At 42.9% G+C, this 26,225-nt stretch carries 31 protein-coding genes; 8 read left to right on the top strand and 23 right to left on the bottom strand.

What is annotated here, in order from left to right:
- Positions 1 to 9 precede the first annotated feature (9 nt).
- The 7 genes from AC25CA_RS04565 (at position 10) to AC25CA_RS04535 (ending at position 8,183) form a co-directional block, all read left to right on the top strand.
- Positions 10 to 1,452, top strand: coding sequence for a menaquinone biosynthesis decarboxylase (locus AC25CA_RS04565; protein WP_486815867.1), 1,443 nt, complete (start codon positions 10 to 12; stop codon positions 1,450 to 1,452).
- On the top strand, positions 1,439 to 2,311 hold the full coding sequence (locus AC25CA_RS04560) for a UbiA-like polyprenyltransferase (protein ID WP_486815866.1): 873 nt from the start codon (positions 1,439 to 1,441) through the stop codon (positions 2,309 to 2,311). The genes AC25CA_RS04565 and AC25CA_RS04560 overlap by 14 nt, the downstream gene beginning before the upstream one ends.
- Positions 2,308 to 2,889: a UbiX family flavin prenyltransferase gene (locus AC25CA_RS04555; protein WP_486815865.1), complete on the top strand. Its 582-nt coding sequence runs from the start codon at positions 2,308 to 2,310 to the stop codon at positions 2,887 to 2,889. Before AC25CA_RS04560 ends, AC25CA_RS04555 begins: the two co-directional genes overlap by 4 nt.
- A 1-nt stretch (position 2,890) precedes the next feature.
- The gene (locus AC25CA_RS04550) at positions 2,891 to 3,601 is read left to right on the top strand and encodes an ABC transporter ATP-binding protein (protein WP_486815864.1); all 711 of its coding nucleotides are present in this window, start codon (positions 2,891 to 2,893) and stop codon (positions 3,599 to 3,601) included.
- Positions 3,598 to 4,326, top strand: coding sequence for an ABC transporter permease (locus tag AC25CA_RS04545; protein ID WP_486815863.1), 729 nt, complete (start codon positions 3,598 to 3,600; stop codon positions 4,324 to 4,326). Before AC25CA_RS04550 ends, AC25CA_RS04545 begins: the two co-directional genes overlap by 4 nt.
- Positions 4,327 to 4,449: 123 nt before the next feature.
- Entirely contained in the window at positions 4,450 to 6,087 is a 1,638-nt protein-coding gene (hcp, locus tag AC25CA_RS04540; protein WP_486815862.1) for a hydroxylamine reductase, read from the top strand.
- Positions 6,088 to 6,200: 113 nt separating this feature from the next.
- Entirely contained in the window at positions 6,201 to 8,183 is a 1,983-nt protein-coding gene (locus tag AC25CA_RS04535; RefSeq protein WP_486815861.1) for a fructose-1,6-bisphosphatase, read from the top strand.
- A gap of 44 nt (positions 8,184 to 8,227) precedes the next feature.
- On the opposite strand, the gene AC25CA_RS04530 is transcribed toward AC25CA_RS04535, so the two are convergent.
- The 11 genes from AC25CA_RS04530 to AC25CA_RS04480 all read right to left on the bottom strand — a co-directional run bounded on the left by AC25CA_RS04530 (position 8,228) and on the right by AC25CA_RS04480 (position 17,970).
- A complete protein-coding gene (locus tag AC25CA_RS04530; protein ID WP_486815860.1) occupies positions 8,228 to 10,681 on the bottom strand; it encodes a 3'-5' exonuclease in 2,454 nt (817 codons plus the stop codon).
- Positions 10,682 to 10,745: 64 nt separating this feature from the next.
- Positions 10,746 to 11,030, bottom strand: a complete 285-nt coding sequence (locus tag AC25CA_RS04525; RefSeq protein ID WP_486815859.1) for a hypothetical protein — start codon at positions 11,028 to 11,030, stop codon at positions 10,746 to 10,748.
- A complete protein-coding gene (locus AC25CA_RS04520; RefSeq protein WP_486815858.1) occupies positions 11,023 to 11,430 on the bottom strand; it encodes an anti-sigma factor in 408 nt (135 codons plus the stop codon). Before AC25CA_RS04520 ends, AC25CA_RS04525 begins: the two co-directional genes overlap by 8 nt.
- Positions 11,414 to 11,950, bottom strand: coding sequence for a sigma-70 family RNA polymerase sigma factor (locus AC25CA_RS04515; protein ID WP_486815857.1), 537 nt, complete (start codon positions 11,948 to 11,950; stop codon positions 11,414 to 11,416). Before AC25CA_RS04515 ends, AC25CA_RS04520 begins: the two co-directional genes overlap by 17 nt.
- 14 nt (positions 11,951 to 11,964) lie before the next feature.
- Complete coding sequence (locus tag AC25CA_RS04510) at positions 11,965 to 12,915, bottom strand: alpha/beta hydrolase (RefSeq protein WP_486815856.1); 951 nt, start codon at positions 12,913 to 12,915, stop codon at positions 11,965 to 11,967.
- The gene (locus AC25CA_RS04505) at positions 12,912 to 13,682 is read right to left on the bottom strand and encodes a hypothetical protein (RefSeq protein WP_486815855.1); all 771 of its coding nucleotides are present in this window, start codon (positions 13,680 to 13,682) and stop codon (positions 12,912 to 12,914) included. Before AC25CA_RS04505 ends, AC25CA_RS04510 begins: the two co-directional genes overlap by 4 nt.
- Positions 13,675 to 14,601 carry an ABC transporter ATP-binding protein gene (locus tag AC25CA_RS04500; protein ID WP_486815854.1) on the bottom strand — a complete coding sequence of 309 codons (927 nt, stop codon included), beginning with the start codon at positions 14,599 to 14,601 and terminating at the stop codon, positions 13,675 to 13,677. The genes AC25CA_RS04505 and AC25CA_RS04500 overlap by 8 nt, the downstream gene beginning before the upstream one ends.
- A gap of 1 nt (position 14,602) precedes the next feature.
- On the bottom strand, positions 14,603 to 14,800 hold the full coding sequence (locus AC25CA_RS04495) for a PLD nuclease N-terminal domain-containing protein (RefSeq protein WP_486815853.1): 198 nt from the start codon (positions 14,798 to 14,800) through the stop codon (positions 14,603 to 14,605).
- Between the two features lie 96 nt (positions 14,801 to 14,896).
- Complete coding sequence (locus AC25CA_RS04490; protein WP_486815852.1) at positions 14,897 to 15,577, bottom strand: HAD family hydrolase; 681 nt, start codon at positions 15,575 to 15,577, stop codon at positions 14,897 to 14,899.
- Positions 15,578 to 15,593: 16 nt separating this feature from the next.
- Complete coding sequence (locus AC25CA_RS04485) at positions 15,594 to 17,363, bottom strand: aminopeptidase P family protein (RefSeq protein WP_486815851.1); 1,770 nt, start codon at positions 17,361 to 17,363, stop codon at positions 15,594 to 15,596.
- A gap of 82 nt (positions 17,364 to 17,445) precedes the next feature.
- Complete coding sequence (locus tag AC25CA_RS04480; RefSeq protein WP_486815850.1) at positions 17,446 to 17,970, bottom strand: HD domain-containing protein; 525 nt, start codon at positions 17,968 to 17,970, stop codon at positions 17,446 to 17,448.
- Between the two features lie 178 nt (positions 17,971 to 18,148).
- Between AC25CA_RS04480 and msrA the strand changes: the two genes are divergently transcribed.
- Entirely contained in the window at positions 18,149 to 18,625 is a 477-nt protein-coding gene (gene msrA, locus AC25CA_RS04475) for a peptide-methionine (S)-S-oxide reductase MsrA (protein WP_486815849.1), read from the top strand.
- A 17-nt stretch (positions 18,626 to 18,642) separates the two neighbouring features.
- Here the strand turns inward: msrA and AC25CA_RS04470 are convergent, their stop codons facing one another.
- The 12 genes from AC25CA_RS04470 to AC25CA_RS04415 all read right to left on the bottom strand — a co-directional run bounded on the left by AC25CA_RS04470 (position 18,643) and on the right by AC25CA_RS04415 (position 26,209).
- Positions 18,643 to 20,319 carry an HD domain-containing phosphohydrolase gene (locus AC25CA_RS04470; RefSeq protein ID WP_486815848.1) on the bottom strand — a complete coding sequence of 559 codons (1,677 nt, stop codon included), beginning with the start codon at positions 20,317 to 20,319 and terminating at the stop codon, positions 18,643 to 18,645.
- Between the two features lie 89 nt (positions 20,320 to 20,408).
- The gene (locus AC25CA_RS04465) at positions 20,409 to 21,014 is read right to left on the bottom strand and encodes a manganese efflux pump MntP (RefSeq protein ID WP_486815847.1); all 606 of its coding nucleotides are present in this window, start codon (positions 21,012 to 21,014) and stop codon (positions 20,409 to 20,411) included.
- 56 nt (positions 21,015 to 21,070) lie between these two features.
- Positions 21,071 to 21,451: a GntR family transcriptional regulator gene (locus AC25CA_RS04460; RefSeq protein WP_486815846.1), complete on the bottom strand. Its 381-nt coding sequence runs from the start codon at positions 21,449 to 21,451 to the stop codon at positions 21,071 to 21,073.
- A complete protein-coding gene (locus AC25CA_RS04455; protein WP_486815845.1) occupies positions 21,452 to 22,084 on the bottom strand; it encodes an ABC-2 transporter permease in 633 nt (210 codons plus the stop codon). It lies immediately after the preceding gene.
- Positions 22,077 to 22,952 (bottom strand): ABC transporter ATP-binding protein, encoded by an 876-nt coding sequence (locus tag AC25CA_RS04450; protein ID WP_486815844.1) that lies wholly within the window; start codon positions 22,950 to 22,952, stop codon positions 22,077 to 22,079. The genes AC25CA_RS04455 and AC25CA_RS04450 overlap by 8 nt, the downstream gene beginning before the upstream one ends.
- Positions 22,953 to 23,080: 128 nt before the next feature.
- Positions 23,081 to 23,356, bottom strand: coding sequence for a PspC domain-containing protein (locus AC25CA_RS04445; protein WP_486815843.1), 276 nt, complete (start codon positions 23,354 to 23,356; stop codon positions 23,081 to 23,083).
- A 13-nt stretch (positions 23,357 to 23,369) separates the two neighbouring features.
- Complete coding sequence (locus AC25CA_RS04440; RefSeq protein ID WP_486815842.1) at positions 23,370 to 23,561, bottom strand: PspC domain-containing protein; 192 nt, start codon at positions 23,559 to 23,561, stop codon at positions 23,370 to 23,372.
- A 3-nt stretch (positions 23,562 to 23,564) separates the two neighbouring features.
- Positions 23,565 to 24,494 carry an SPFH domain-containing protein gene (locus AC25CA_RS04435; RefSeq protein ID WP_486815841.1) on the bottom strand — a complete coding sequence of 310 codons (930 nt, stop codon included), beginning with the start codon at positions 24,492 to 24,494 and terminating at the stop codon, positions 23,565 to 23,567.
- Between the two features lies 1 nt (position 24,495).
- Complete coding sequence (locus AC25CA_RS04430) at positions 24,496 to 24,939, bottom strand: NfeD family protein (RefSeq protein WP_486815840.1); 444 nt, start codon at positions 24,937 to 24,939, stop codon at positions 24,496 to 24,498.
- Positions 24,940 to 25,135: 196 nt separating this feature from the next.
- On the bottom strand, positions 25,136 to 25,327 hold the full coding sequence (locus AC25CA_RS04425; protein ID WP_486815839.1) for a hypothetical protein: 192 nt from the start codon (positions 25,325 to 25,327) through the stop codon (positions 25,136 to 25,138).
- A 125-nt stretch (positions 25,328 to 25,452) separates the two neighbouring features.
- Positions 25,453 to 25,656: a hypothetical protein gene (locus AC25CA_RS04420; protein ID WP_486815838.1), complete on the bottom strand. Its 204-nt coding sequence runs from the start codon at positions 25,654 to 25,656 to the stop codon at positions 25,453 to 25,455.
- A complete protein-coding gene (locus tag AC25CA_RS04415) occupies positions 25,640 to 26,209 on the bottom strand; it encodes a flavodoxin family protein (protein WP_486815837.1) in 570 nt (189 codons plus the stop codon). The genes AC25CA_RS04420 and AC25CA_RS04415 overlap by 17 nt, the downstream gene beginning before the upstream one ends.
- Between the last annotated feature and the right edge of the window lie 16 nt (positions 26,210 to 26,225).

The following is a 26,225-nucleotide window of genomic DNA, read 5'->3' as shown; positions in this document are numbered from 1 at the left end:
AGGCATTTTATGGCTTATAAAGATTTACAGGATTTTATTAAAGAATTAGAAAAAATTGGCGAATTGAAACGAATTAAGACACCGGTTTCTACAAACCTTGAAATCACTGAAATCACAGACCGGGTTTCCAAACAAAATGGTCCTGCCCTTCTCTTTGAAAACGTAGAAGGTTCAGACTATCCGGTATTAATGAACGCCTTTGGTTCAGAAAAGCGGATGGCAATGTCCCTTGGTGTCAATCACCTAGACGAAATTGCCGATCGGATCTCGGACTACTTGGATCTCAAGCAATATATGAGCTTTCTAGGCGCAGTGAAATCCCTACCAAAACTTGCACCTCTTACAGCTGTCATTCCACGTAAGGTCAAAGTTGCGGAATGCCAAGAGGTTGTCGAGGATGCGAATCTCGATGAATTGCCCATTCTAACCTGCTGGCCGCAGGATGGCGGTCCCTATATGACCCTTCCTTTGGTGATAACCAAGGATCCCGAAACCGGCCAACAAAACATGGGTATGTATCGGTTACAAAAATATGATGCAAAAACCACAGGGATGCATTGGCATCTGCATAAGGACGGCAAAATGATCTATGAAAAGCATCGCGAAATGGGCATCCAACGGATGCCGGTTTCTGTTGCTTTCGGTTGCGATCCTGCAACGACCTATGCCGCAACAGCTCCCTTGCCAAAAATGATTGATGAAATGCTCTTCTCCGGTTTTCTTCGTAAGAAGCCCCTACGGATCGTAAAATCCGTAACCAACGATATCTATGTACCAGCCAATGCAGAATTCGTATTGGAAGGATATGTTGATCTCGATGAGCGGCGTCTGGAGGGACCTTTCGGCGATCACACGGGTTATTATTCTTTGGCAGACGAATATCCTGTCTTCCATGTAGAAAAAGTCACACATAGAAAAAATCCAGTATATCCAGCAACCATTGTTGGAAAGCCACCCATGGAAGATTGCTATATGGCAAAAGCCACAGAACGGATCTTTTTGCCATTGATGCGACTCTTTGTTCCGGAAATTATTGATATGAACCTTCCCTTGGAAGGGGTATTTCATAATTGCTGTATCATTTCCATCGAAAAGAAATATCCCAAGCACGCTCATAAGGTCATGCATGCTCTTTGGGGACTTGGCCAAATGATGTATACCAAGATGATTATCGTTGTGGATCACACCGTTGATGTTCAGGACGTCTCGGTTGTCATGTGGAAGGTATTTAACAATATTGATCCAAAACGTGATCTTGTCATTTCCGACGGTCCCTTGGATGCCCTGGATCACTCGTCACCAACAGCATTCCATGGCAGTCGATTGGGCGTTGACGCAACGAAGAAGACACGCAGTGAAGGTCATCCACGCCAATGGCCGGACGATATCGAAATGGATCAAGATATTGTAGACCAGGTCACAAAGAAGTGGGCAGAATATGGGCTTGATTAATAAAATTCGTCAATTTGGCGAATTGGTCATGTTCTCACATACCCTGTTCTCCCTGCCCTTTGCGGCAGTATCCATGATTTGGGCGGCAGAGGGATTCCCCTCTGCCCGTCTTGTCTTTTGGATCCTGATCGCCTTATTTGCTGGCAGAAATGCAGCAAACGCCATCAACCGTGTGATCGATGCCGATTACGACAAAGAAAATCCGCGAACGGCCGGCCGCCAAATTCCCCAAGGAAAAGTAAAAAAATCAGAAGCCATCATTTTGACGACTGTCCTTTTGGCTATCTTTGTCTTTGCAGCCTATCAATTAAATTTTCTCTGTTTTGTTTTGTCGCCCCTTGCCATCGCCCTCTTTTTGCTGTATTCCTATACAAAACGTTGGACGTGGGCCTGCCATTTGGTTTTGGGCGCTATCTGTGCCGGCGCACCGGTAGGTGCTTGGATTGCAGTAACAGGCAAACTTGCCCTTCCCCCACTGGTTTTGGCCGCTGGGGTAACCTTCTGGATCGCAGGATTTGATACCCTCTACGGCACCCAGGACATCGATTTTGACAAAAGTGTCGGGCTCCATTCCATTCCAGAACGGTTCGGGCTGAAAAACGCCCTCATCATTGCAAAGATTTTTCATGTCTTCGCCTGGGGCTTTTTCTTTCTCGCAGGCGCCATAGGCGGAATCGGCTGGCTTTATCTTGTTGGCATGGTCGTCATTGCTTTCTTGCTCAGTATTGAGCATCATATCGTTCAACCTGCAAACCATGGAATTATGAATTGGGCTAGCTACCATATCAATCAAATTGTCAGCATCCTCTACCTGACCATGGCTTTATTGGATGCTTGGATCATTGGGAGGATCGGATGAAACCATTGACGAAACCTTATATCGTTGGAATCACTGGCGCCTCAGGTAGCCCCTATGCCTGGCGTCTGCTTCAAAAATTGAATGAAGAAAAACTTGAGGTCTATGTCGTTGCTACAGAAACAGGTGCCTTAGTCTTTAAACATGAAATGGGTTTTTCCTTGGACCAAGGCATTGCTCGCCTAGGCGAAGGTAGCTTCCATATCGAAACAGTGACTTCATTCTTTTCTCCCATTGCCAGTGGATCAAGGCGCTTTGCAGGAATGATCGTCTGTCCCTGTTCCATGGGAACCGCAGGACGAATCGCCGCTGCTACCAGTGACAACCTCTTAATTCGCGCAGCCGATGTCTGCCTTAAGGAAAAATTTCCCCTCTTGCTCTTAACTCGGGAAACACCCCTGCATGCGATTCACTTAGAGAACCTATTAAAACTATCAAAAACGGGTGCAACCATTATGCCCATTAGTCCCTCTTTTTACCATCATCCTCAAACAATCGAGGAATTGCTGGATCAAATGATGGGACGAATCTTTGATCACCTGGGGCTGAACCACAATTTTCATACCCGTTGGGAGGAATAAGATGCTAGATGTTCAAAATCTATCGATCGCTTTTTCCGATGGAGTCATTCCATTCTCTACTCTTTCTTTTTCATTGAAGAAAAATGAGGTATTGGCTGTCATCGGTGCCTCTGGATTGGGCAAAACGACCCTATTAAAGTCATTGGGGGGGATTCATCAGCCTCACACTGGCGCAATTATGTTCAATCATGAAGACTTATCCGTGAATCGTCACCGAATTGGATACGTTCCCCAAGGTTATGGTCTCTATCCATGGCATTCTGTTAAAAAGAATATCGAACTTGGTAGAAGAATCCGAAAGATGCCAGCTGACCCCGAATTTTTTTCAGAAATTATAGAAGGATTTAGCCTGAACTCTCTTCTAGACCGATCGCCACGGCGACTTTCTGGCGGCGAACAGCAGCGGGTTGCCCTGGCACGTGCTTTTTATCTTTCACCAGATCTCTTTCTTTTAGATGAACCCTTTTCTGCCTTGGATGAGATTACGAAAGAGACCGCCTATAGACTCTTTGACCAAGTATGGGCCAAGACAAAACCCACAACCCTGCTCGTTACCCATAGTCTGGAGGAAGCCCTTCGTTTTGGCGATCAAATCCTGGTGATGCAGGATGGAAAAACCCATCAATTAACCAATACCAAAACTGCTCAACATAAAAATACCCTCTTGAAAGAGCTGAGAGCCCTTTTGATCAATCCGGAGGTGAATATATGAGACGCCATCCCTGGCTTTATGCCGTTCTAGTCGTATTTGGTATCTGGTGGCTAGGCTCTATCCTCCTTCAATTGCCGATTCTCCCTTCACCCATTCGGGTCTTGGCCTTTATCTTTTCTCGAAAAGGTCTGGTCATGGGGAGTCATTTATTCTCCAGTGTCCGACGCTTGATCCTTGGGGTAGTGAGTGGACTAGCCATCGGCTATCCTTTGGGCTTAATCCTAGGCACATATCCACGGACTCATCACGTTTTTTCGCCGATTCTTGCACTCCTGTATCCAATTCCAAAAACAACCTTTCTTCCCTTGTTTATGCTGGCCTTTGGACTTGGGGACGCGCCAAAAATCGGACTTATTTTACTGATTATCGTTTTTCCAATTATCATCATGACGCGAGATCAAGTCATGCAACTGGATTCTGAACTTTTCACTCCACTGATCGCTTTAGGAGCAAGTGAAACTCAGATCTTTCGAGAACTGGTGATTCCCGCAACAATTCCTCAACTGCTATCCACCACAAGAATTTCAACCGCCACTGCCCTTTCTGTTCTTTTTTTGGCAGAAGCTTTTGGCACGCGATCCGGAATTGGATTTTTCATCATGGATGCCATGCAGCGAATCAACTATGTGCAGATGTTTGCAGGTATTGTCATCCTTGCTTGCTTGGGTGTTCTTTGCTTTCAGGGAATTGACTGGATTGAAAAAAAATGGAATCAAAAATTGTGAAAAAATCATCAAAACGGTACCCTAAGGTACCGTTTTTTGTTTTTTCTTGGGATATGATAAAGCCATCAACAAAGACTCATGCGATTGGGTATTCATATAAGGAAGAAAATAAGGAGGACAATTATGTCAATGTTTTGTTATCAATGTCAAGAAGCAGCAAAGGGAACAGGATGTACCGTTAAAGGGGTTTGTGGAAAAACAGATGACGTTGCAATTCTTCAAGATTTATTGCTCTATATCTCCAAGGAACTTTCTCTCTTAAATCAAGAGAATAAAAGCGCAGGCAAGGGCGACCGAAGAATTGATCTTTACGTAGTAAAATCACTTTTTGCAACGATTACCAATGCCAATTTCAATCGAGATGTATTTGTTGCACGCATTAAAGAAGGCATTGCCATGCGTGACGAATTGCTAGCTGCCAACAGCTATCCAACTGAAGTCACTGGCCGCATGCAATGGAATGTGAACTCAGAAGAAGAAATGCTGGCTAAAGGAGCAACAGTTGGCGTACTAGCCACTGAAAACGAAGATGTTCGTTCGCTTCGTGAGTTAACCATTTACGGATTAAAAGGAATGGCTGCTTACGCTGAGCATGCCTATAACCTAAAATTTGAAGATCAAGCTATCTTTGATTTTATCGAGGGAGCTTTGGTTAAAACATTGGACGATAGCTTAACTGCCGATGAGTTGACTGCTCTTGTCTTAGAAACGGGAAGTTTTGGTGTGAAAACAATGGCTTTATTGGATGAAGCCAATACCTCAACTTACGGAAATCCTGAAATTACCAGCGTCAACATTGGCGTCGGCACACGCCCAGGCATCCTAATCAGCGGTCACGACCTTCGAGATATGGAAGATCTCTTAAAACAAACCGAGGGTACTGGTGTTGATGTTTACACCCATAGCGAAATGCTTCCAGCAAACTACTATCCTGCTTTTAAAAAGTATGATCACTTTGTTGGAAACTACGGAAATGCATGGTGGAAACAAAAAGAAGAATTTGAATCCTTCAACGGACCCGTTCTTTTCACAACCAACTGTATCGTTCCACCGGCCGAAAGCTATGCGGATCGTGTATACACAACTGGCGAATCTGGATTCAAAGGATTCCCTCACATCGCTGATCGCGGCGAAAAAGAGATGAAAGATTTCTCAGCCATTATCGAGCATGCAAAAAAATGTGCAGCACCAACAGAAATTGAAACCGGTGAAATTGTCGGCGGATTCGCACATGCCCAGGTACTTGCCTTGGCTGATAAAGTCGTAGATGCGGTAAAATCTGGTGCCATTCGAAAGTTTGTTGTTATGGCAGGCTGTGATGCACGCATGAAATCACGAAACTACTACACTGATTTTGCAAAAGAATTGCCAAATGACACCGTCATCTTAACTGCTGGTTGTGCAAAATATCGATATAACAAATTGCAATTGGGCGATATCGGCGGCATTCCTCGTGTTTTAGATGCTGGACAATGCAACGATTCCTATTCACTAGCCGTCATTGCTATGAAATTGCAAGAAGTCTTTGAATTAGAAGATATCAATGAATTACCAATCGTATACAATATCGCATGGTACGAGCAAAAAGCCGTTATCGTATTGTTGGCCTTGTTAGCCCTCGGTGTGAAGGACATCCACTTAGGACCAACACTTCCAGCCTTCTTGTCACCAAACATTGTAAATGTATTGGTTGAAAACTTCGGTATCGCTGGTATCTCAACCGTAGAAGACGATTTAGAAAACTTAATTGGATTAGCATAATAAAATTAAAGAAATAGACAAAACAACAAAAAAAGCAGAAATTTCTGCTTTTTTTGTTGCATTTATAAGTAAATTCCGGTACGATTACATTGAAATTTCGAAAGGAGAATTTGATGCGTACCTATCATTCAAAGGAATTAAAGCAACATAACGAATACCTGGAATTGTTGTCACAACGCTTCCCAAATGTCGCAACTGCCTCCTCAGAAGTCATCAATTTACGAGCAATTCTAAATCTTCCCAAGGGAACTGAGCACTTTCTTACTGATATTCATGGAGAATTTCGAGCCCTAAACCACGTGCTTCGAAACGGCTCCGGAGTGATCAAACGTAAAATCACCGATGTTTTCGGTAAAACCCTCTCTTCAGCGGATATCAAGGAATTAGCAACCTTAATTTACTATCCAGAAGAACGATTGAGCGTCATTCGACATACCACAGATCGTATGGAAGACTGGTATCGAATCACCATCTATCGATTGGTGCAAATTTGCAGAGTCGCCTCCTCTAAATACACACGGTCCAAGGTGAGAAAAACCCTCCCAAAAGACTTTGCCTATGTCTTGGAAGAACTTCTTCACGAAGACGAAGAGCGATTCAACAAAAAAGAATACTACAACAAAATCATCGACACCATTGTCGATTTAGACCGATCAGACAGCTTCATTATTGCCTTAGCCAAGGTGATTCAACGATTGACTATTGATCACTTACATATTGTCGGCGATATCTATGACCGGGGTCCGGAAGCCCACCTCGCCATGGACTTATTGATGGAGTATCATTCCCTGGATATTCAATGGGGCAACCACGACATTCTTTGGATGGGTGCAGCAGCAGGAAATGCCGCTTGTATGTCTAACGCCATTCGCAACTGCCTGCGCTATGCCAATATGTCTATTCTGGAAGATGGGTATGGCATCAACCTTCTCCCCTTGGCAACCTTCGCCATGGAGACCTATAAGGATGATCCCTGCAAGCAATTTCTACCGAAGATAGCGGAAACCAGTTATATGTCCGATTCCGATCGAATTCTTTTGTCGAAAATGCACAAAGCAATTACCGTGATCCAATTCAAACTAGAAGATGAACTGATCGATCGACATCCTGAATATGAAATGAAGGATCGGCAATTGCTTCGATCCGTTGACTTCGAATCAAAAACAATTATGATTGAAGGCGAGTCTTATCCATTAAATGATTGCCTCTTTCCCACTTTAAATAAAGAAAATCCAGACGAACTGACCAAAGCAGAAAGACAAGTCATCGAGAAGCTGCGTCGTTCCTTTAAAAAAAGTGAAAAACTGCAACGCCACATTGAATTTCTTTACGCAAAAGGGAGTCTCTATCAATCCTATAATGGAAATCTCTTGTACCATGCTTCCATACCCATGGACGAGACGGGTTCCTTTCAAAGTTTTACCTATGAAGGAGAAATCTATTCTGGCAAGTCATTGATGGACTTATTCGATCGCCTGGCACGAGAAGCGTATTTTGACAATCGCCGCAATCATGTAGATACTGATTTTCTTTGGTTTTTGTGGTGTCATCGCTACTCTCCAATTTTTGGGAAGAATAAAATGGCTACCTTTGAACGATATTTAATCGATCAAGCTCAAGCACATCAAGAAATCTTCACCCCGTATTTTCAATTGGTCAACCAAGAAGAAAATGCAATGAAAATTCTTCAAGAATTTGATTTAGATCCCGGTGAAGGACATATTATCAATGGTCATGTACCGGTTCAAATTTTAAAGGGAGAAAGCCCTATTCGAGCGAAAGGACGTCTCTTGGTTATTGATGGCGGTTTTTCAAAATCCTATCGAAAGACCACCGGGATTGCCGGTTACACCCTAATTTACAATTCCTACGGTTTGCAATTAGCGGCCCACGAACCCTTCGAATCGATTGAGAAAGCCATTCAAGAAGGCCATGACATACGATCTACAGTTCGGGTAATTGAAAAAACAGTGGAACGAAAGCGAGTCAAAGATACCGATATCGGACGAGATTTGCGCCGTCAAATTAACAACCTAGAAATGTTGGTAGCCGCTTACCGCAAAGGTATTGTAAAAGAGAAAATCAAAAACAGGTAGAATCCATTGGATTCTACCTGTTCTATTTTCAGTCTTCTTCTGGCCTATTTTTGATAGCGTCGAATCCACTTTTGTGGAATATCGCCAATCATTCGACTTTCATGGGAAAACTGTCCCCGATTGTCTACCCGATGAGACGTAATCGCCAGTCTTTTTTTTGCCCGGGTCATAGCGACAAAAAACAACCGCCTTTCTTCATCAATTGCAGCGGGGTCCATGCTTCTCGCACTCGGAAAAATACCTTCCCTGGCTCCCGCTAGAAAAACCGTATCAAACTCCAAGCCTTTTGCCTGATGTACAGTCATCACAGCAACCCGGTCTTCGCTCGTGCGATACCGGTCCGTCTCATTCCCTAGGGCGGCAATGACCATCAACTCACGGAGGGCATCCATTGGCGATAATTCTTCATCGTCAAACGCTTGCATCCACCTCAATAATTCCAGTAGGTTTTCTTCCCGCCGTTTCCCATCCGGTCTCCGGATCCATCGGTCTCGAACTCCCGTTTCTTCAAGAATCTTCTCGAAAAGCAAGGCCGGCCGTAATTTTCGTGCATCCGCACGAAACTCTGTCATTTGTCGAGCAAATTTTTCAAAAAGATGGCCCATTTGATCCACTGCATCAACACGGAGCAAGCGATACTGATCCACAGCCTCCCATAGATGACGAAACAATTCCACCGTTGCCCCTACATCATCAATCGCTCGATGCGTCGGTTTTACTTGAATATCAAACACCTCGTATAGATTGCTTAAGGTATAGCGCCCCAAGTTCGGAAAGAATCGCCGGCTCATATCTAGGGTGTCATATGCATAGGGCAGCGTATTTGTTATCTTAAATCGCTCTACATGACTCTCTACAATGGCACGGTCATAGCCCACATTGTGCCCCATCCAGATACATCCCTTCGAAAAGTCCATGAAGTCCTGAATCACCTCACGCGGCTCCTCGCCCACTTCCATTAAAAAGGCATCCGATAGACCATGGACCTCTTCGCTAGCCCCCACAGGCCGGCTTGGGCGCAAATACCGGTGAAAGGTACTGATGGCTCCAAAGGCATCGACCTTCATTCCCGCCAATTCCAGAATTTCATCCCGGGCCGTATCCAATCCTGTTGCTTCCACATCAAAAATGATCAACTTTCCCTGCGACAAGGCCTCACGCAAGGCACCATAGGGATCATGATTTTCAATTGTTGATTCATCTGCAAAATCCGTCAATCGAAGACCGATCTTCGATTCCAAACGGAGTACCTGCTGCATCCGTGCTTCGCCGACCCCTGCAATGTCTTTCTTTGCCAATCGCTTAAAAGCAGAAAGATCCCAAGGATTGACGACAAGTTGCAGCCATGCCAAGGCATCTTTTACTTCGGCGCGCCTAAAAAATTTAAATTCTTCGATGGTGTAATGGGGGATTTCCGCTTGATTAAAGACCTGAGAGATCTCTTTGCACACCCAATTGGTTCGCGCCAAAACGCCAAAATTCCGATAGTGAATCCCGTATTTCTTATGTAAAGCCAATATACTCTGTGCAAGATATCGATACTCCGCTTCTTTGTTTTCAAAAGAACCTACAAACACCGGTGCTCCATCTTCGCCAAGCATCCCTTTCATTTCTTGCATCTCTCGGTTTTCCAACTTTGCAATCACACCTTGAGAGGCTTGAAGAATGGCCTCAGTCGATCGGTAATTTTGGACAAAGTGAATCTCCTCAATCGGCTGAAAATCATTTCGAAACCGATCCAACAAAACAGCTGGCTTAGACCCTCGAAAACTATAGATGGTTTGATCAAAATCGCCAAATAATGCAAGGCGATCCTCTGGTGCAGCCAAGGCTTTCAGAATCTCATACTCCTGCAAGGCTGTATCCTGCACCTCGTCCACTTGAATCCAGGTGAATCGTTTCTGCCAAGTTGAAACCGCCTCAGGAAATTGGCGGAAAATCCGATGGGTCATCACCATCAAATCGGTGAAATCCAAACTTCGCTGATCAAAAATCCTTTCATTATAAATTTGAATAAATTTTGCACCAAGCTCGGGATTAATCCCATCCGGCCAGGGCAAATCCGGTTCTAATGCCTTCTTTTTCATCTGTTCAATCAAAAAATAGATGGTCCTCTTAGACCATTTGCATGTCTTAAATTCCTCAGCGCGAAGAATCTCCATGGCGATCTCTTTTACATCCTCTTCATCTAAAATTCCAAATTCCGATGCATGGCCCAATCGGTGAATCTCTTGACGCAAAATCTGCACGCATAGCCCATGAAAGGTCTTGACAGTCACGCCACGAGTATCTCTACCACTCATTCGATTTTTCATCTCATTGGCCGCCTTATTGGTGAAGGTGACGCAAAGAATCTCAGTCGCAGGAATTCCTGCATTGATTGCCTGCTCCACCCGTGCGACCAAAACTGCCGTCTTTCCACTGCCCGCCGGAGCCAAAACCAGCAAGGGATCTGCGATCGTTTGAATTGCTCTTTTTTGATCTGTATTATATTCCATTTTCCCCTCACTTTCTCTCTTTATTCAATCTACCACACTCCCATTAAAAAAAGAAGCGCCTTCCTCACGCTTCTTTTTGTTCCTCCCCACAAACAGGGCAGTAATGGTGCTGATTTAAAATCTTCGTACCACATTTCAAACAGGCATGCCGCTTGCCCAAACGCCTTGTTACCAAGAGATAGATCAATAAATTGGACGGGATATTCAGCAAAGCAAAGCCACCCCATAACCACTTGTTTTCTCCCCGTTTTTCCGCATCATGAAAAACCCAATTTGCCTGAATCACCAAGGCAATCCCTATAACTGCAAACCAGCCATATGGCTGGTCTCCTAAAAATAAATCACGCATGTTCATGCCCTCCCATCTGTCGTTTCCAAATGATGATTGGCAATGCCAAAGGGCCAATCATATAGATTACCAGATAGAGATTTCTAAGGAGCAGTCCAAATCCGTTATGGGCAAGCGCAAGGCAAAAACCCATTATAGCAAGACTTGCAATCAGAAAAATCCTTCGCTCGAACTCATTTTTCTTTTTTTGAATTTCCATGGCTGCCTTTACGGCTTGGCCAACCACATATTCGTCCACTGCACATTCTTCAATCAAAGGATCCGGCAAGGCCGACAGACTTCTATAGAAACTTTGACACGCTTGACAGGTCGCAAGATGGGCCTGACATTCAATAGACATGGTATTTTCCCCAAATGCTGCATCCATGATTTCCATTTCAAATTCATGACAACTTTTCATCGGTTTCCCTCACTTTCCTTTGGATTTTCTTAATGATGTAATGCAATTTCGAACGAATCGTGCCCTCTTTCAACTGAAAGAGATTCGCCAACTCTTTGTATGTATATCCCTGCTCATGCTTTAACACAAAAATACTTCGATCCGGCTCTGGTATTTCCGCCAAGGCAGAATGGATCTGACGAATCTGTTCATGACGTATGGCTTCTTCTTCCGTTAGAGCCACGGCAACCTGTTCAATTTCCCGATGAACCGTTCGATTCTTCCATTTTCGCTGCTCATCCACATAAGCGTGATAGGCAATTTGAATCAACCAGCTGGAAAACTTTGACTCTCCCCGAAACTTTTCAATGGAAACCAAGGCTCGAGTCATAGCTTCCTGGGTCACATCCTTTGCAATTTCAGAATCCCTTGTCACCTTATGCAAATATCCGTAAACAAGGGCGTAATTGTCGCGCATCAATTGAGACATGGCTGCGTCGTCACCGCGCCTTGCCCGTTCAAGTAAAATTTCTTCGCGCAATTCACCCTCCTCTCTCATGTGCGATTCAGAAATCCGGTGATCGACTCTACCAAGATCGGATCCAAAGGATAGGACGGATCCTGATAAGACTGCTGATTCTCTCTTTCCGATTCCACTCGCTTCAGTACATGATTCATATTCGGAATCAATTTACTCTGCGCACCTGGGATTTTTTCTTCAAATATCTTCAAATTCGATCCCAAAACCTGGGTATCAGCATCTCCGCCAACAAAGTAGAGCGGGACGTCCACCAATATAGCCTCTTCCACCGGATCATACTGCATCCAATTCAACAAAAAGGGGATGGTTTGGTCCGAAAAATACGGCTCCAGCTCTTGAGAAACCACACCAATGTCTTCACCCTTTCGCATCTTTTTAAATGCCTGTTCCGCTTCTTTGTACAAGTCTTTCGGCAGACTCTCCAGCTGACGCAAGAAAACCTGATCAATCGGCACACCTGGACCACTTAAATGAACGAGGCTATCCACCAGACCGGTTTGAGCAACCCGAAGGGCAAGTAAAGCCCCCTGGGAATGCCCGATCAAATGAACCTTTTTATATCCGATTTCCCGCATTGTTTCTACTACCAGTATAGCATCCTCAACAAAATCATCAAAGTTGATCTCCTGGTCGAAAATTGCTTTCTCTTTGCCAAAGGAATCACGACTCTTACCCGCCGTTCGCTTGTCATATCGAAATACTGAATAGCCCTCTTTGTTTAGGGCACGACTCAGCTGCAAAAAGCTATCCATACGGCCAGAGAGTACGAGAGAGTTCCCATTACGATCTGTTGGACCTGAACCCGCAATCAGCACAATGACCTCACCAGGATGTCCCTCGGCCTTTGCCAGGGTACCATGAAGCGTTCCATCCGATGTTTTAATTTCCAAATTGCCCATTCCCTGCATGCCAATTGCTAGAACAAGAAAAATGAGAATCCATATTTTCTTTACCCACTTCATCATGACCCCTCCCCTTGTGTCATATTGGTTCGATTCAATTTCCAACCAGCCGCTTCCATAATCAATCCGCTCCATGCAGCTGTTATCAAAAAACAACCCAAGAGGGGTTTCGTCCAATAGCCAATCAACAAATTCGCTTCCGCCAACAAGTAGGTTGGAAGCATCCATTGAAAAGTAGTGAACCCGGACATCCATGCCAATACAAACAGAAACAAGCTGCCCAAAGCCATTGCCAACATTTTGTTGCGAATCCAAGTAGCAACCAACATACCGACTAGATACGCAAAAAATAAATATCCACTCACTTCAAGTCCGATCAAACCAATCGCTTGTGAAAATTCCCATGATCCTGGTATCAAAAGAGCTCCATATACCGCTGATGCAACCGTAGCCAAAGTCGTTACCAAAAAAATTACAAACCCGTAAACCAAAACCTTTGCTCGAATCAAGGACTGAATATTAATTCCAGCATGAATGGAAAAGACCAAACGTTGATTTCGTTCGTATGCCACCTGGCTAGCCCCCAAATACACAAGCAAAAGAGTCCCGATTTGGTAAATATTCTTAATAAAACTGCGCATAGATTCCCGCAGATTCACAGGGATCGCAGCCGCTAATTCTTGATTTCCCATTTGAGCTTCCAATAGAAGCGGCAAAGCCTTCATCATCACTGGTGACAAAAGTGCAAATCCAATTAGCAAAATACCAATTGCAATATATTGTTTTCGTCGCACACCTTCCAAATGTTCTTTCCAAATCAACTCAATCATGTCCATTCATCCTCCGTATATAGAGTTCTTCAAGGGTTCGCTCCTGGCGCTGAATCGCATGAAAGGGAAGATTCAACTTCGTTAAGATCTGCGCCAGAAGCAGGCTGACCGCCGGATCTTCACTTGGGGTTTTAACGAAACATAGCGCTTCTTGGCAAGAAAACTCAGAAACAAATGAAGCGGATCGTAAAAGCCGAAGTTCCTTTTCCTTGACTGCTCTGACAAATTCAATGCGATAAACGGTTGACCCCTGTATCTGTTTCAATGTCTCGATATCTGAATCCAAAATACATTTTCCTTCTTTGATCATGGTCACACTGTTGCATACCCTTTCCACATCAGAAAGAATATGCGTTGAAATCAAGATCGTCTTTCCCCTTGCTTTCAACTCTTGAATTAAATTTAGAAGCTCGCGGCGTCCCTCAGGATCCAAAGCAGAAGTCGGCTCATCCAATAAAATCAATTCAGGATCATGAACCAAAGCACAAGCAAGACCCAATCGCTGTTTCATCCCGCGGGAATATCCCCCCACTTTTCTCTTTGCTGCATCCTCCAATCCCACCAAGTCAAGCAATTCTTCAGCGCGATGAATGGATTCTCGCTTTGTCCATTTTTGAATTCTGCCTAAGTACGTTAGCAGCTCCTTCGCTTGCATATATTCATAAAACTGCGGCGCTTCCGGCAGGTAGCCGATTTTTCTTTGCACCTGATCTTTCGCACCCTTCACTTCAATCCCGTCGATTTGAACAGAGCCCTTCAGATAGGGACAAAATCCTGTCAAGATATTTAGTGTTGTTGTTTTGCCTGCACCATTATGTCCAAGAAAACCGTGGATGCACCCTTTCGAAACATGAAAACTCAGCTCGTTCAAAGCAAGAAACGATCCAAAATTTTTTTCCAATCGTTCGACACGTATCATCTCATGCCTCCTTTTGACCGACCAGCATGAAAAGTAGCGGCCCTACAAGATTGACAAGCAGAACCAAACCAATCCACAATGGTTTAGACAAATTACGAACCCCATTCTTCAAAATCTTTCGTATGCAGTACAAAGCCAAGCCCAATTGTAGAGCAAAAAGTGGTAATAACAGCAAGCTATTCTCGATTAAAAACTTCATCGTTTCCTCCTTTTACTTGTTTCTTCACCCCTAAGACGGCTGTGTGTAAAAAAGGTTCAAATAAATTTTATGAATTTTTTGTAATAAAAAAAGCGCTTACGCGCTTTTCTCAATTTCTTTGACTAAAGCCTTTGCTAAACTTCGATGATCACTAAAAATCTCATCGGCTCCCGCTTCAAGTAGCTCTTTATTGTCCAATATTCCCGTGTTCACAACAAAACATTTGCACCCTGCGGCCTTGGCAGATTCCACACCAAAGGGCGCGTTCTCCACCACAATCACTTCATCAGGATGACAAGCCGCCAACTTCATGCCCCGCAAGTAGGGTTCGGGATGGGGCTTTGAATTCTCGTAATCATACCCGGTGAGAATCAAAGTATCTTCGATCATTCCCGGATATCGCATGCTTAAGTTCCCACGCAAGTTTTTCTTCATGCTACCGGTGACCACTACAACCTTAGCCCCAGTTTCTTTTACTGCTTTTAAGGTGTCAAATGCACCTTGCAAATCGGGCCACTCTTTTTTTTCCTCAACTAAGATTCTTTTTCTTGCTTCGATTTCATCAATCTTTTGATCACCCAAATGATTGGTCATCGAGTAGGACTTGAAAAAATCCCGTGTCTCCAGGCTTGTGGCTCCCTCTCTTCTATAAAGCACCTCACCCGGCAATTCAACTCCTGCTTCTGAAAATACCTGCTGCCAAATTTCTGTGTATTGTGGCATCGAATCGATCAAAACCCCATCCACATCAAATAATACTGCTCGAATCTTCGCCATTTCTACTCCTTTATGCCTAAATAGCAGCTGTCTCTTCTTTAAGAAAAGCCTGTTCTTCCTTACTCAATACGGGAGATAATGTTTCAAAAACCAGCTGATGATATGCATTCAACCAAGCCTTCTCCTCGTCCAATAAGCGTGACACCTCAATTGGCCGCCTATCGATGGGGCAAAGGGTCATGGTCTCAAAACCATAGAAGGTACCATCTGCAGTTTGCTTATCTTCCCGTACGGATAACATGTTTTCTGTTCGAATTCCATGTTTTCCCTCTTTGTACACCCCAGGTTCGTTGGTGACAATCATCCCCAATTCCAATGGCGTTTCCGCACCCTTTCGACTGGAAAAATTTTGCGGTCCTTCATGCACACCAAGTAAATATCCAACCCCATGACCTGTTCCACACTTATAATCCAAGCCTTCTTTCCACAATGGACTTCTAGCAATCGGATCCAATTGTAGGCCCGATGTCCCTTTTAAAAATTTTGCCATGGTGAGCTGAATCATCCCCTTCAACACCAGGGTATAGTCTTTTTTCTCTTCTTCTGTCAATTCACCCAACCCGAGTGTTCTTGTAATGTCTGTCGTACCCGTAAAGTATTGACCACCCGAATCAATCAGCAAAAATCCCCTTGCTTCAATCTCTGTATCATTTTCCGGGGTTGCCCGATAATGCATCATCGCCGCATTGGATCGATAGGCGGCAATGGTGTCAAAGCTCGGCTCCAAGAAAAATTCACTCTTGCCTCTCTCTTCAATCAAAATTGCATCCACCGTCTGTTCGCTTATTTCTTGAGTCGATGCAACCATTTCTCGAATCCGCTTTAGAGATCGCACCATGGCAGCTCCATCTTCGATCTGACAGCTCCGTAGATTTTTCAATTCCACTTCATTTTTAACCGCTTTCAAGCGCATGGTTATTTCTTGAAGTGGCTTTATCATCACTTTATCGTTGAGTAACGAGCCCGCCAAAACAGAGGTCCGTTTGCTATCATATCCGACAGAACCTGTCAGCTCGCTAAGCTCTTGATAAAATAAGACATAGGGCTTTATTGTGATTTGATCAGCAACTAGGTTTGCACGGATTTGATTCGAAATTTTTTCTTCCTCCACATAGAGGCTGGCCTTATCCTGTGTCAGAATAAAAAAGGATGCAAAGACCGGCGTGTGCGCTACATCTCCTCCCCGAAGATTTGTCAACCAGGCGATATCGTCCAAGCTTGAGATCACGTATGCATCCACCGAATGCCTAGCCATCTGTTTTCGCACTTCATTGAATTTTTCTTCTCGTCCTTTACCGGCAAACTTTGTTTCCAATTCAAATATCGGCGCCTCCGACAAAGAAGGACGATCAGCCCATAAGGCATCGATCCAATCTCTTTCTATGGAAAAGTCCACCTCTTTATTTCCAATTGCATTTTCCCATTCTTCCATCGTTGCCAAGGAAACCACTCGGCCGTCAAATCCAATCCGATCACCCGATTCAACATGTTCTTGAATCCACTCTGTAATCGTTGGATATCCTGGGATCCCCATCTTCATCAATTGAAAACCTGTACCTTGAATCTGTTTTTGCGCCTGAATAAAATAACGCCCATCCGTCCATAAATACCCCTCGTCTTGCGTGACAAGGGCCGTGCCCGCCGAACCGGTAAAACCGGTTGCAAAAGTCCGCGACTTCCAATAGGGTGCCACATATTCGCTCTGGTGCGGATCGGCGCTCGGAATCACCAAGACCGAAAGATCCGCTTCCTTCATTTTTTTTTGAATTTCTTCTAATCGCTTCATAGCTTCTCCTCCAGTTTTCACTTTCTTTAGTATAGCATTTTTGATGAATTCTGACATGAAAAAAAGATCGCTTCCGCGATCTTTACGTTTGTAAGATAGGTTTCTGGTAAAAGTACAACCATCGCACTTTCCCCCGTGTTAATCTTTGTCCATATTCCATAACTGCAAGGCCCTTATCAACCAAGCTTACAGCCCAACTTTCTTTATAGCGGGGAATGCCAAAGGGAAACATGTGTTTTTTGATAATATCCTGTTCCATATCATTTAATTGAAAATGCTCTAAGGCATTTTTTAAAGACAATCTTGGATGTATAGCCGCATGCTTTAGCGCATCGTAAATCAATCGATACAAGGCTTTCCTTTTAAATTTATACAGATAAAAATCATGCAGAAGTGCACCTCGAACGGTTGACTCATAATCCCATTTCCGTTTTCTTGCAATCCGATAGGCAAAATAGGCAACATCCAGACAATGCTCGTATACACTTTCATGATGATGCGGAATGGCCCTCATCGTTTGATATAGATCATTCGTGACTACTGGCATCGCAATTGCGACAAATTCTTCTCCGTACTTTTGATTCAATCGTTTTAGTTCTTGCTGCACGTTTTCACTCCTTCACAAATCAAGACAACTTGCTCGTGTTTTGTTCTTATGCATGTAATCATACCATACTGAGAAAGATTATCAAGTAAAATAACAGAAAATTCACGGAAGATTCATGGTAAGGTTTTCCTTGACAGGCATAAGAAATCTCATTACGATGAGTTTAGGAGGTGCTTCTATGAAAAAAATTGTACTGGCTGGCGGCTGTTTTTGGGGTGTAGAAGCCTATCTAGAAAAGCTTGCAGGTGTTATATTCACTAAGGTTGGCTATGCAAATGGTCAAACAGAAAATCCAAGTTACGAGCAAATTTGCAGTGGAATAACCGGGCATACGGAAGCCGTATGGATCGAATATGATGAGAACGTGTTATCTTTAGAAAGGTTACTTCAATCCTTCTGGCATATTATTAACCCAACGCTCTTGAATCGTCAGGGACCTGATATCGGGAGTCAATATCGAACAGGGATCTATTATATCGATGCAAATGATCTACCCATTCTAGAAGCGTCACGGGCACATGAACAAGAAAAAATTGATCGCCCAATTGTCACCGAAATCGAAGCACTGAAGGTTTTCTACGATGCAGGAGAATACCACCAAAAGTATCTGCAAAAGAACCCAAATGGATACTGTCATATCGACTTATCAAAATAGCGGCAGATTCTCTGCCGCTATTTATTACGCTCAAATATTTGATAAAACTCACCTTGATGTTTTTCAACAATCTCAAGCAGGTCTGGATCGTATTTAGTTCCCTTCCCCTCCAACAAAATCTTGATGGCAGTTGGATGATCCAACCCTCTTCGTTGCGGTTTATCCATCCGCAAGGCATCATAGCAATCTGCAATCGCTAAAATCCTTGCTTCCAGCGGAATCTGATCCGCTTCAAGTCCATGAAGGTATCCATTTCCATCCCACCTCTCATGATGGTACAAGACCAAATTTTCGGCTACCTTGCCCAAATTCAAATGTCTAATCAAATTGTAACCAATTTGTACATGCTGCGTAATTTCATTGAATTCCCCAGCGTTTAACGTTCCTGCCTTGGATAAAATACTTGCTTTTATTCCAATCTTTCCAATATCATGAATAACCGAATAGGTCTCAATTTCCTGTACAAAATCATCCGTACATCGACTATGTTCCGCCATCATTTTTGCATATTTTCCAACTCGAACGCCATGGTTTTCTTGATCGCGCGAAGTCACAATAGATGCCTGTTCCAACATTTCGATCAAAGCATCCATCAAGTCCTGATACTCCATTGATATTTGATCAATTTTAAGTTGTGAATGTTTGGCTGCGTCTTCTTTTTCTTGCCGATATCTTCGAAACTCTGCAAATAAAAATGCTGCTAATAGTGCAATTAATCCATAACGTCGAAGATCTTCAAGACCCATTAGCAAGCCATTTTTCCAATCCTCCATCCCATTTAAGAAAAAAAAGTCATTCGGTGTCGCATGTGCAAGCAAGACCCATTTTTCATCTTTTAGAGACATCCGGATGCCCGCTTCTTCTCCCATTGAGTCTGGACTTAATCGTTCATAGGTATACCGTCCATTTACCGTTTCAAACTGACCTGAATCTTCTGACTGAGTTAAAATCGACAAAATTTCTCGCTGATTGGGATCAACTTGAAGGAGTTGACTACTTCCCTGATCCGAGCAAAGAACCTTTCCATCCTCTTGAATCAGCATCAGGTGTGTATCGAAGATCTGTGCATGATCATCCATCATAGAAGTCAAAATTTCTGTCATATAGTTCATTTGGAACAATCCTCGCTTGTAGCCGTGGAAATCATAAACCGGAACAGCAGCATTAAAATCATTCCCTTGAGAATCGGATTCAATCGCTTCGAGTGAAGAAAAATAGACGAAATTTTTCCGTACTTGACTAGCTTCCATATAAAAAGTGGAATTTTCTATATTTTTCAATTGCATATCCGCGACCCCGTAGGCCATTTTCTCCTGGGTATTCACACGAACTACTTCTTCTCCAACTAAATTCACAAATGAAATATACTGATAAGATCCGCTGATTTGCATAAAATCGATCCACTGACTAATGATTGCGCCTCGGTTTTTCCCTTCTCCGCTAATAAATGTCAAAAAAAGAGGATCTTCTGTTAAAAGCTCTAAGTCATGAGATACTTTCTGAATCTCTTCAACCAATTCCCGATGCAAGGTGGAAATTGCTTGTTCTTGTCTTTTTTCTACCAACTCGCGCTGGTATTGAATCGATTGATAAGAAGCAAAAGATGAAATTCCATAAATCAGCATGAAAAAAAAGAGAACTCCTGAGAAAAATCGTTTCATATATAGTTTTGTAAAATGACCTTTTTTCTCCATAGGCTCCTCCTTGTTTCAACTATACCACATTCTAGTTGTAATTTATTGCCAATTATTTGTCAAAAAAAAAGATGTAGTTACCTACACCTTTATCCGACCATAATTAAAATTCCCAGTGCAATCAAAACCATACCACCTACTCGCTCGGCAAGCTTGCCAAAGCGTTCACCCAAGCGCAAGCCAAATCGCGCTCCAAAAAAAGAAAGTATCGCCGTTACCACGGCAATTATCAAAGCTGGAAGTACAATACGATTCCCAATCAAAGCAAAACTCACCCCCACTGCCAGTGCATCTATACTTGTTGCAACGGACAATGTTAATAATTCTTTTAGGGGCAATTCCCGTGGCTTTCCGGTTTTCAAGCAAAACTCTCGGTCGCACATTTCTTCCATACAGACATCTCGATCGCACCGATTTGGGATTGGCTTAAAAGATTCCCAAATCATTTTTGCACCAATAAATCCCAAAAGCGTCATTGCAACAAATCCGCCAGTTTCACTAAGGTCCACCTGGAAATAACGAATAACCGCATAACCAAGAATCGGCATCAGCCCCTGAAAACCGCCAAAAAAGATTGCTAATTTCATCTGTTCTTTCGTCCATCTTGTTAAATTCGACACGCCACACGAAATAGAAACCGTAAAAGCATCCATCGCCAACGCCAACGCAATCACAAACATAGTACCTATTGCCATATCTTTCACCTCTCACTTTTCGACAGGTCTTATTATAACGGCTTACTTAAATAAACTCAACTTTCCTCCCAAAGAACGATAGCCATTTCCTGGAACTCCTCGTAGGACATCTGCAAGGATTTTGCATCCGTCATCAAATCAGCCAGTTGCTCCTGTAGGCTTGCCAGTTTCCTCTCCTTGACAAAATCAAGATTCATTTCTGCCACAAAACTGCCCTTACCAGGCTGCGTATAAATAAAGCCACCCCTTTCCAACTCTTCATAAGCCCGTTTCGTCGTGATCACACTAACTCCGACCAGTTTGGCCAAAGCACGAATGGAAGGAATGGACTTTCCTGCACCTAGCTCTCCTTCCAGAATCTGAGCTTTTAATTGATTTACAATTTGCTGATAAATGGGTTCACCTGAACGATTGGATAATACAATGCGCACAGTCATCTAAAAATCCCTACTTTTGTAATTCTTAATCGATGCTCGCATCGAAATAAATATAATCAGTGCCCCCACCCCAGCACTTGTCAGGGGCATCCACCAACTCCTGAATACAGGGACTGACATCATCAATACACCCATTACCGAGGATACAATACTCACCGTGATCAGGGCAATAAAATTCAGCCAACGTAATCGCTCGTATCCAAATTTGAAATACAAGGGCAGCAAGAATCCATAGTACAATGCCACTGCAAGGATGACGATCGTTAATTGCGGAAAACTAACAATGCCATTGGCATAGGGATAACCAAAGGTCCATAGTACCGCTCTCAAGCCATAGGCCAAGCAAAAGAATCCGCCTGATAAAAGTAATACACTGGCATAGCGACTTTCAACCACTTCCCTTCGTGAAACGGGAAAAGCGTTCAAAAATTGATCTCCATGATACATATAATCATAGGAGTTCAAATAGTTAACAAAGATATAGGTGACAAAAACCAGAAAGAAAGTCGAGCTTCCAAAAATTCCATCACTCTCCCCACGATCAACGAGAATAAAAATTGTATAGATCAATCCCATCCACAAGAGTCGACCAGAACGAAGCAAGGCAAAATCTTTCATAATTAAATTACGCATGATTCTCCCCCCTTGCAATATGAATCATAATTTCTTCCAGATTAGCAGGCTCAATCACAACGTCCCCTGGAATATACTTACGCACTGTCGCAACATCTGATGTCAATCCAGAAAAGGAGATTTCATTTTTGCGGACTCCATAGCAGGCCTTTTCTGCCAAGGGATTCCACTGCGAAATACCACCTTTCACCAAATGAAATCGGTCCCGGATCGTCTCTTGATCCTCTGAAAAAATGAGCTGTCCCCGATGGATCAAACTAATATAATCCGCCACCTGATCAAGATCAGAAGTAATATGACTAGAGAAAAAAATGCTTCTTTCACCTGAAGATATCAAGTCTTGAAAAATTTCAAGAAGTTCAGACCGAAAGACCGGATCCAATCCAGAGGTTGGTTCATCCAAAAGAATCAATTCGGCGCCATGGCTAAGGGCGGTAGCAAGACAGTACTTCATCTTCATACCGGAAGACATTTCCTTAATTTTCTTGTTTGCCGGCAAATCAAAGCGCTTGATGGTTTTCTTATACAGTCCTTGATCCCATCGGGGATAAAACCTTCGAATGATCTCTGTCATTTGATCCATTTTTAAAAATTCATAAAAATGCATATCATCAAAAACAAATCCAATTTTTTCTTTAACAGCTTTTTCATGTTGGACAGAGTCCAATCCATCCACCAAGATTTCTCCGCCATCAAGTTGAATCAAATTCATTATGCTTTTGATTGTCGTCGTTTTTCCAGCCCCATTTTCACCGATAAAACCCATAATATAGCCCCGTTCCAAAAACAAATCTAGGGGTTTTAATTCAAATCCTTCATAGTTCTTAGTAACTCCTCTTAATTCCAATAAGGGATCTCTTAAATTCATTGTTTTCTCCTCGTATATACTGTATATAACCTACATACACAGTATACACTCGCCTTTTCCGTCTGTCAATAGAATAAAAAATCATCGGCACATAAAAAATCCTTGGATTTCTCCAAGGATTTTTTCTCTTATTCTTCTTCGTCATGCTTAATATCTTTTGCTCTCTTCATTTCAACAACAACTTCTTCTTCGCTGTAAACCTTTACAACGTTCTTCTTCTCCGGCAGAACAACCCAAAGAATAATATAAATCAAAACAATGGGAAATTGACCTGGAAGAAACAACAACAAAAGAAAAGCAACACGCACCATGGTTGAATCAATTCCAAAGTATTCAGCTAATCCTTGGCATACTCCGCCAACCTTTCCACCTTTCTCATTTCGATATAATCGTTTCTTTTCCATATCGCTCTCCTCTCTAAAGGTCATCGTACTTTGGAAATGCAATCCAGCATGCTAGATACAACAATAAACCAAAGCTTGCTGCGAAAGCCAAAACAATCCATATGACGCGAACAATGGTGACATCCAGTTCAAAATAATCAGCAACGCCAGCACAAACACCGGCAATCATGCCCTGTTCTGGATCGCGATATAACTTTTTAGCCATTTTCTACTCCTCTGTTTCAACAATTCCTTTTAATGAAGCCGCTAAACCAGCCAGCCCTTGAATCTCTGATGGGACAATAATCTTGGTCGCTTGTCCATTCGCGACCTTGGCCAATGCCTCAAACGACTTCAATGTCAAAACCGCTTGATCAGTCTCTGCTGCTTTCAGCATCTTCAGACCTTCAGCTGTTGCATTTTGAACCTTCAAAATTGCTTCCGCTTCACCCTCTGCTTCTCGAATTGCAGCTTCACGTCTCGCTTCTGCACGAAGAATCATGGATCGCTTTTCAGCTTCAGCTTTCAAAATTTCAGATTCCTTATCACCTTCAGCAACTAGAATTGTTGACTTTTTCTCACCTTCAGCACGTAGGATGGATTCACGACGTTGTCGTTCAGCCTTCATTTGTTTTTCCATGGCATCCTGAATTTCAGCTGGTGGCAAAATATTTTTCAATTCTACACGATTCACTTTAATTCCCCACGGATCGGTTGCTTCATCCAAAATCGCACGCATTTTCGTATTGATGGTATCGCGCGATGTCAAGGTTTCATCCAATTCCAAATCACCAATAATATTCCGTAAAGTAGTAGCAGTCAAATTTTCAATGGCAGCAATCGGATGACTGACGCCATAGGTATACGCCTTAGGATCCGTAATCTGATAATACACCACGGTATCGATCTGCATGGTTACATTATCTTTTGTGATAACAGGTTGAGGCGGAAAATCCACCACTTGTTCTTTTAAAGATACCTTGTTGGCAATCCGATCAATCAAAGGAATTTTGATATGTAATCCGACTCCCCAGGTTCCTTGGTAGGCGCCTAAACGCTCCAGTACAAAACCAAATGCTTGTGGTACAATGCGAATATTTGTTGCGATCAATGCAATTAAAACAGCTACTATTACGACGAAACCAATAAATCCTCCCATGCTAGCTTTCCTCCTTGTCTACACTCTTGACTTTTAATTTCACACCCTGTATCTCTTCTACAATTACTTTCTGTCCTTCCACCAATGATTCATCGCTGAAAGCGGTCCAAATCTGCGCGCCTACCTTGACCTGTCCAGTTGCTGTCAATGGTTCGATCGATTTTAAAACAAATCCCTCTTGACCTACTAAGGCATCCGCATTGGTCCGATGACGTCCAATCTTCAATCCCTTCACAGCAAATGGTCGAATTCCAAGGACCAAAATCAGGGAAACCACTAAAAATACGGTAAGCTGAATGGCAAAAGAATCCACGACCAATGAAACCAACCAAGCAACCAAAGCGCCGGCCGCAAACCAGATGCTTGTCAGTCCCAAAGACAATGCCTCAATGACGATGGCAACTACCATAACGACTAACCATCCATATTGTTGTAAGACATCCATAACACCCCTCCTTTATTTCCATCATAAGGAAATTTTTCACAAACTTCAATACTTAAATGAGTCTTCATTCATCTATTTTGCCCTATCAGACTTCTTTTAATCGATTTTTACCATGAATTTACACATTCTTCATTTCTATTTTACCCATAAAATATAAAAAAAATGCTGATTCATTCCAATCAGCATTTAAATCTTTTCAAGCATACACGTGAGCACGGATCTTCTCGACAACCGCCTCTTCCCCGTATTCTTCCAAGGTATCAATTTTTTGAGAAAGTGCTTCAAGATCGACGCCACCCTCCACACCTGCTTCAATCCAATCCAAAATTTCATCCAACAAATCCATGTTCTCCTCATCATTTAGAAGATCATAAAACTCATGGTTCATACCGCTTGTCTCCTTTCTTCTTTTCCTTATATATTCCTGCTTTTCCCACTCATTAAAAAATGGTATTAGCACTATTATACGAAGAAAATTCCGTTTCGACAAGACGATTTCGCAAAAATAATATTTTATTTTTGTATTTTTTTTAACAGTTCTTCAGCCGCTGTAATTTCCCCAAGATTCTTCAAGTCTTCAATCAATCGGTTTGCATCCTCCCGATCCTCCGGGTCCTCGATGCCGAAGACCAACAGATCCATAATCTCTTCAACAAGATCCCTTGCCTCTTCGGTTTTCAGTTCCTCAATCCAAGTATCTTCAACCTCTTGCATCATATTGTTCCCTCCATAATTGTCCAACTTGTTGCAGATTCTCTTTTAGCTCTTCACGCTGAGAGACAGAAACATCATCCGTTCCATAAATCTGAATAAAGTTCCATAATTTTCCTTGTAAATATTGAAGGAAAAATTGAAAATTCAGTCGAACTCCTTCAAATTGATCTTCATAAGTCTTGGCGCCTGCTGTCGCGAGCAAAATCACATCTCGTTTCTTCTTAGAAAAAGAATCCGATTTTGCATAATATTGTTGCGCTCGATCAATAAAAGTCTTCATCATGCTGCTCACTCCATTAAAATAAACCGGGGTCGCAAATATAACGAGGTCAGCTTGTTTAACCTCATTCATAATCATTTCAAAATCATCTTTGATTAGGCAATCACCATTCCTGCATTGATCACATGCCAGGCAAGGCAAAATGCGACACCGATTCAGTGCAACCAAGATCTGTTGATCCGTTTCTCGTAGTTGAAGTCCCGCTACGATTTCCTGAACAGCCGCCGCACCGTTTCCACTGTCCCGATGTGATCCTAAAATTGCTACTACACGCATCTTTCTTCGCCTCCTT

This window comes from Gottschalkiaceae bacterium SANA, from assembly GCA_036323355.1.
GTDB lineage: Bacteria > Bacillota > Clostridia > Tissierellales > GPF-1 > GPF-1.
This window is presented reverse-complemented; position numbering and strand designations above follow the sequence as displayed.

Bases quoted from the DNA above. Each gene is read 5' to 3' on its own strand.
- AC25CA_RS04455 (WP_486815845.1), bottom strand. From the start codon at position 22,084: ATGCGTAATTTAATTATGAAAGATTTTGCCTTGCTTCGTTCTGGTCGA.
- AC25CA_RS04450 (WP_486815844.1), bottom strand. From the start codon at position 22,952: ATGAATTTAAGAGATCCCTTATTGGAATTAAGAGGAGTTACTAAGAAC.
- AC25CA_RS04495 (WP_486815853.1), bottom strand. From the start codon at position 14,800: ATGAAGTTTTTAATCGAGAATAGCTTGCTGTTATTACCACTTTTTGCT.
- AC25CA_RS04485 (WP_486815851.1), bottom strand. From the start codon at position 17,363: ATGAAGCGATTAGAAGAAATTCAAAAAAAAATGAAGGAAGCGGATCTT.
- AC25CA_RS04565 (WP_486815867.1), top strand. From the start codon at position 10: ATGGCTTATAAAGATTTACAGGATTTTATTAAAGAATTAGAAAAAATT.
- AC25CA_RS04510 (WP_486815856.1), bottom strand. From the start codon at position 12,915: ATGATGAAGTGGGTAAAGAAAATATGGATTCTCATTTTTCTTGTTCTA.
- AC25CA_RS04555 (WP_486815865.1), top strand. From the start codon at position 2,308: ATGAAACCATTGACGAAACCTTATATCGTTGGAATCACTGGCGCCTCA.
- AC25CA_RS04525 (WP_486815859.1), bottom strand. From the start codon at position 11,030: ATGCGTGATTTATTTTTAGGAGACCAGCCATATGGCTGGTTTGCAGTT.
- AC25CA_RS04435 (WP_486815841.1), bottom strand. From the start codon at position 24,494: ATGGGAGGATTTATTGGTTTCGTCGTAATAGTAGCTGTTTTAATTGCA.
- AC25CA_RS04490 (WP_486815852.1), bottom strand. From the start codon at position 15,577: ATGGCGAAGATTCGAGCAGTATTATTTGATGTGGATGGGGTTTTGATC.
- AC25CA_RS04420 (WP_486815838.1), bottom strand. From the start codon at position 25,656: ATGATGCAAGAGGTTGAAGATACTTGGATTGAGGAACTGAAAACCGAA.
- AC25CA_RS04535 (WP_486815861.1), top strand. From the start codon at position 6,201: ATGCGTACCTATCATTCAAAGGAATTAAAGCAACATAACGAATACCTG.
- AC25CA_RS04470 (WP_486815848.1), bottom strand. From the start codon at position 20,319: ATGGAGAAAAAAGGTCATTTTACAAAACTATATATGAAACGATTTTTC.
- AC25CA_RS04520 (WP_486815858.1), bottom strand. From the start codon at position 11,430: ATGAAAAGTTGTCATGAATTTGAAATGGAAATCATGGATGCAGCATTT.
- AC25CA_RS04560 (WP_486815866.1), top strand. From the start codon at position 1,439: ATGGGCTTGATTAATAAAATTCGTCAATTTGGCGAATTGGTCATGTTC.
- AC25CA_RS04425 (WP_486815839.1), bottom strand. From the start codon at position 25,327: ATGAACCATGAGTTTTATGATCTTCTAAATGATGAGGAGAACATGGAT.
- AC25CA_RS04430 (WP_486815840.1), bottom strand. From the start codon at position 24,939: ATGGATGTCTTACAACAATATGGATGGTTAGTCGTTATGGTAGTTGCC.
- AC25CA_RS04505 (WP_486815855.1), bottom strand. From the start codon at position 13,682: ATGATTGAGTTGATTTGGAAAGAACATTTGGAAGGTGTGCGACGAAAA.
- msrA (WP_486815849.1), top strand. From the start codon at position 18,149: ATGAAAAAAATTGTACTGGCTGGCGGCTGTTTTTGGGGTGTAGAAGCC.
- AC25CA_RS04530 (WP_486815860.1), bottom strand. From the start codon at position 10,681: ATGGAATATAATACAGATCAAAAAAGAGCAATTCAAACGATCGCAGAT.
- hcp (WP_486815862.1), top strand. From the start codon at position 4,450: ATGTCAATGTTTTGTTATCAATGTCAAGAAGCAGCAAAGGGAACAGGA.
- AC25CA_RS04500 (WP_486815854.1), bottom strand. From the start codon at position 14,601: ATGATACGTGTCGAACGATTGGAAAAAAATTTTGGATCGTTTCTTGCT.
- AC25CA_RS04445 (WP_486815843.1), bottom strand. From the start codon at position 23,356: ATGGAAAAGAAACGATTATATCGAAATGAGAAAGGTGGAAAGGTTGGC.
- AC25CA_RS04545 (WP_486815863.1), top strand. From the start codon at position 3,598: ATGAGACGCCATCCCTGGCTTTATGCCGTTCTAGTCGTATTTGGTATC.
- AC25CA_RS04550 (WP_486815864.1), top strand. From the start codon at position 2,891: ATGCTAGATGTTCAAAATCTATCGATCGCTTTTTCCGATGGAGTCATT.
- AC25CA_RS04465 (WP_486815847.1), bottom strand. From the start codon at position 21,014: ATGGCAATAGGTACTATGTTTGTGATTGCGTTGGCGTTGGCGATGGAT.
- AC25CA_RS04460 (WP_486815846.1), bottom strand. From the start codon at position 21,451: ATGACTGTGCGCATTGTATTATCCAATCGTTCAGGTGAACCCATTTAT.
- AC25CA_RS04415 (WP_486815837.1), bottom strand. From the start codon at position 26,209: ATGCGTGTAGTAGCAATTTTAGGATCACATCGGGACAGTGGAAACGGT.
- AC25CA_RS04440 (WP_486815842.1), bottom strand. From the start codon at position 23,561: ATGGCTAAAAAGTTATATCGCGATCCAGAACAGGGCATGATTGCCGGT.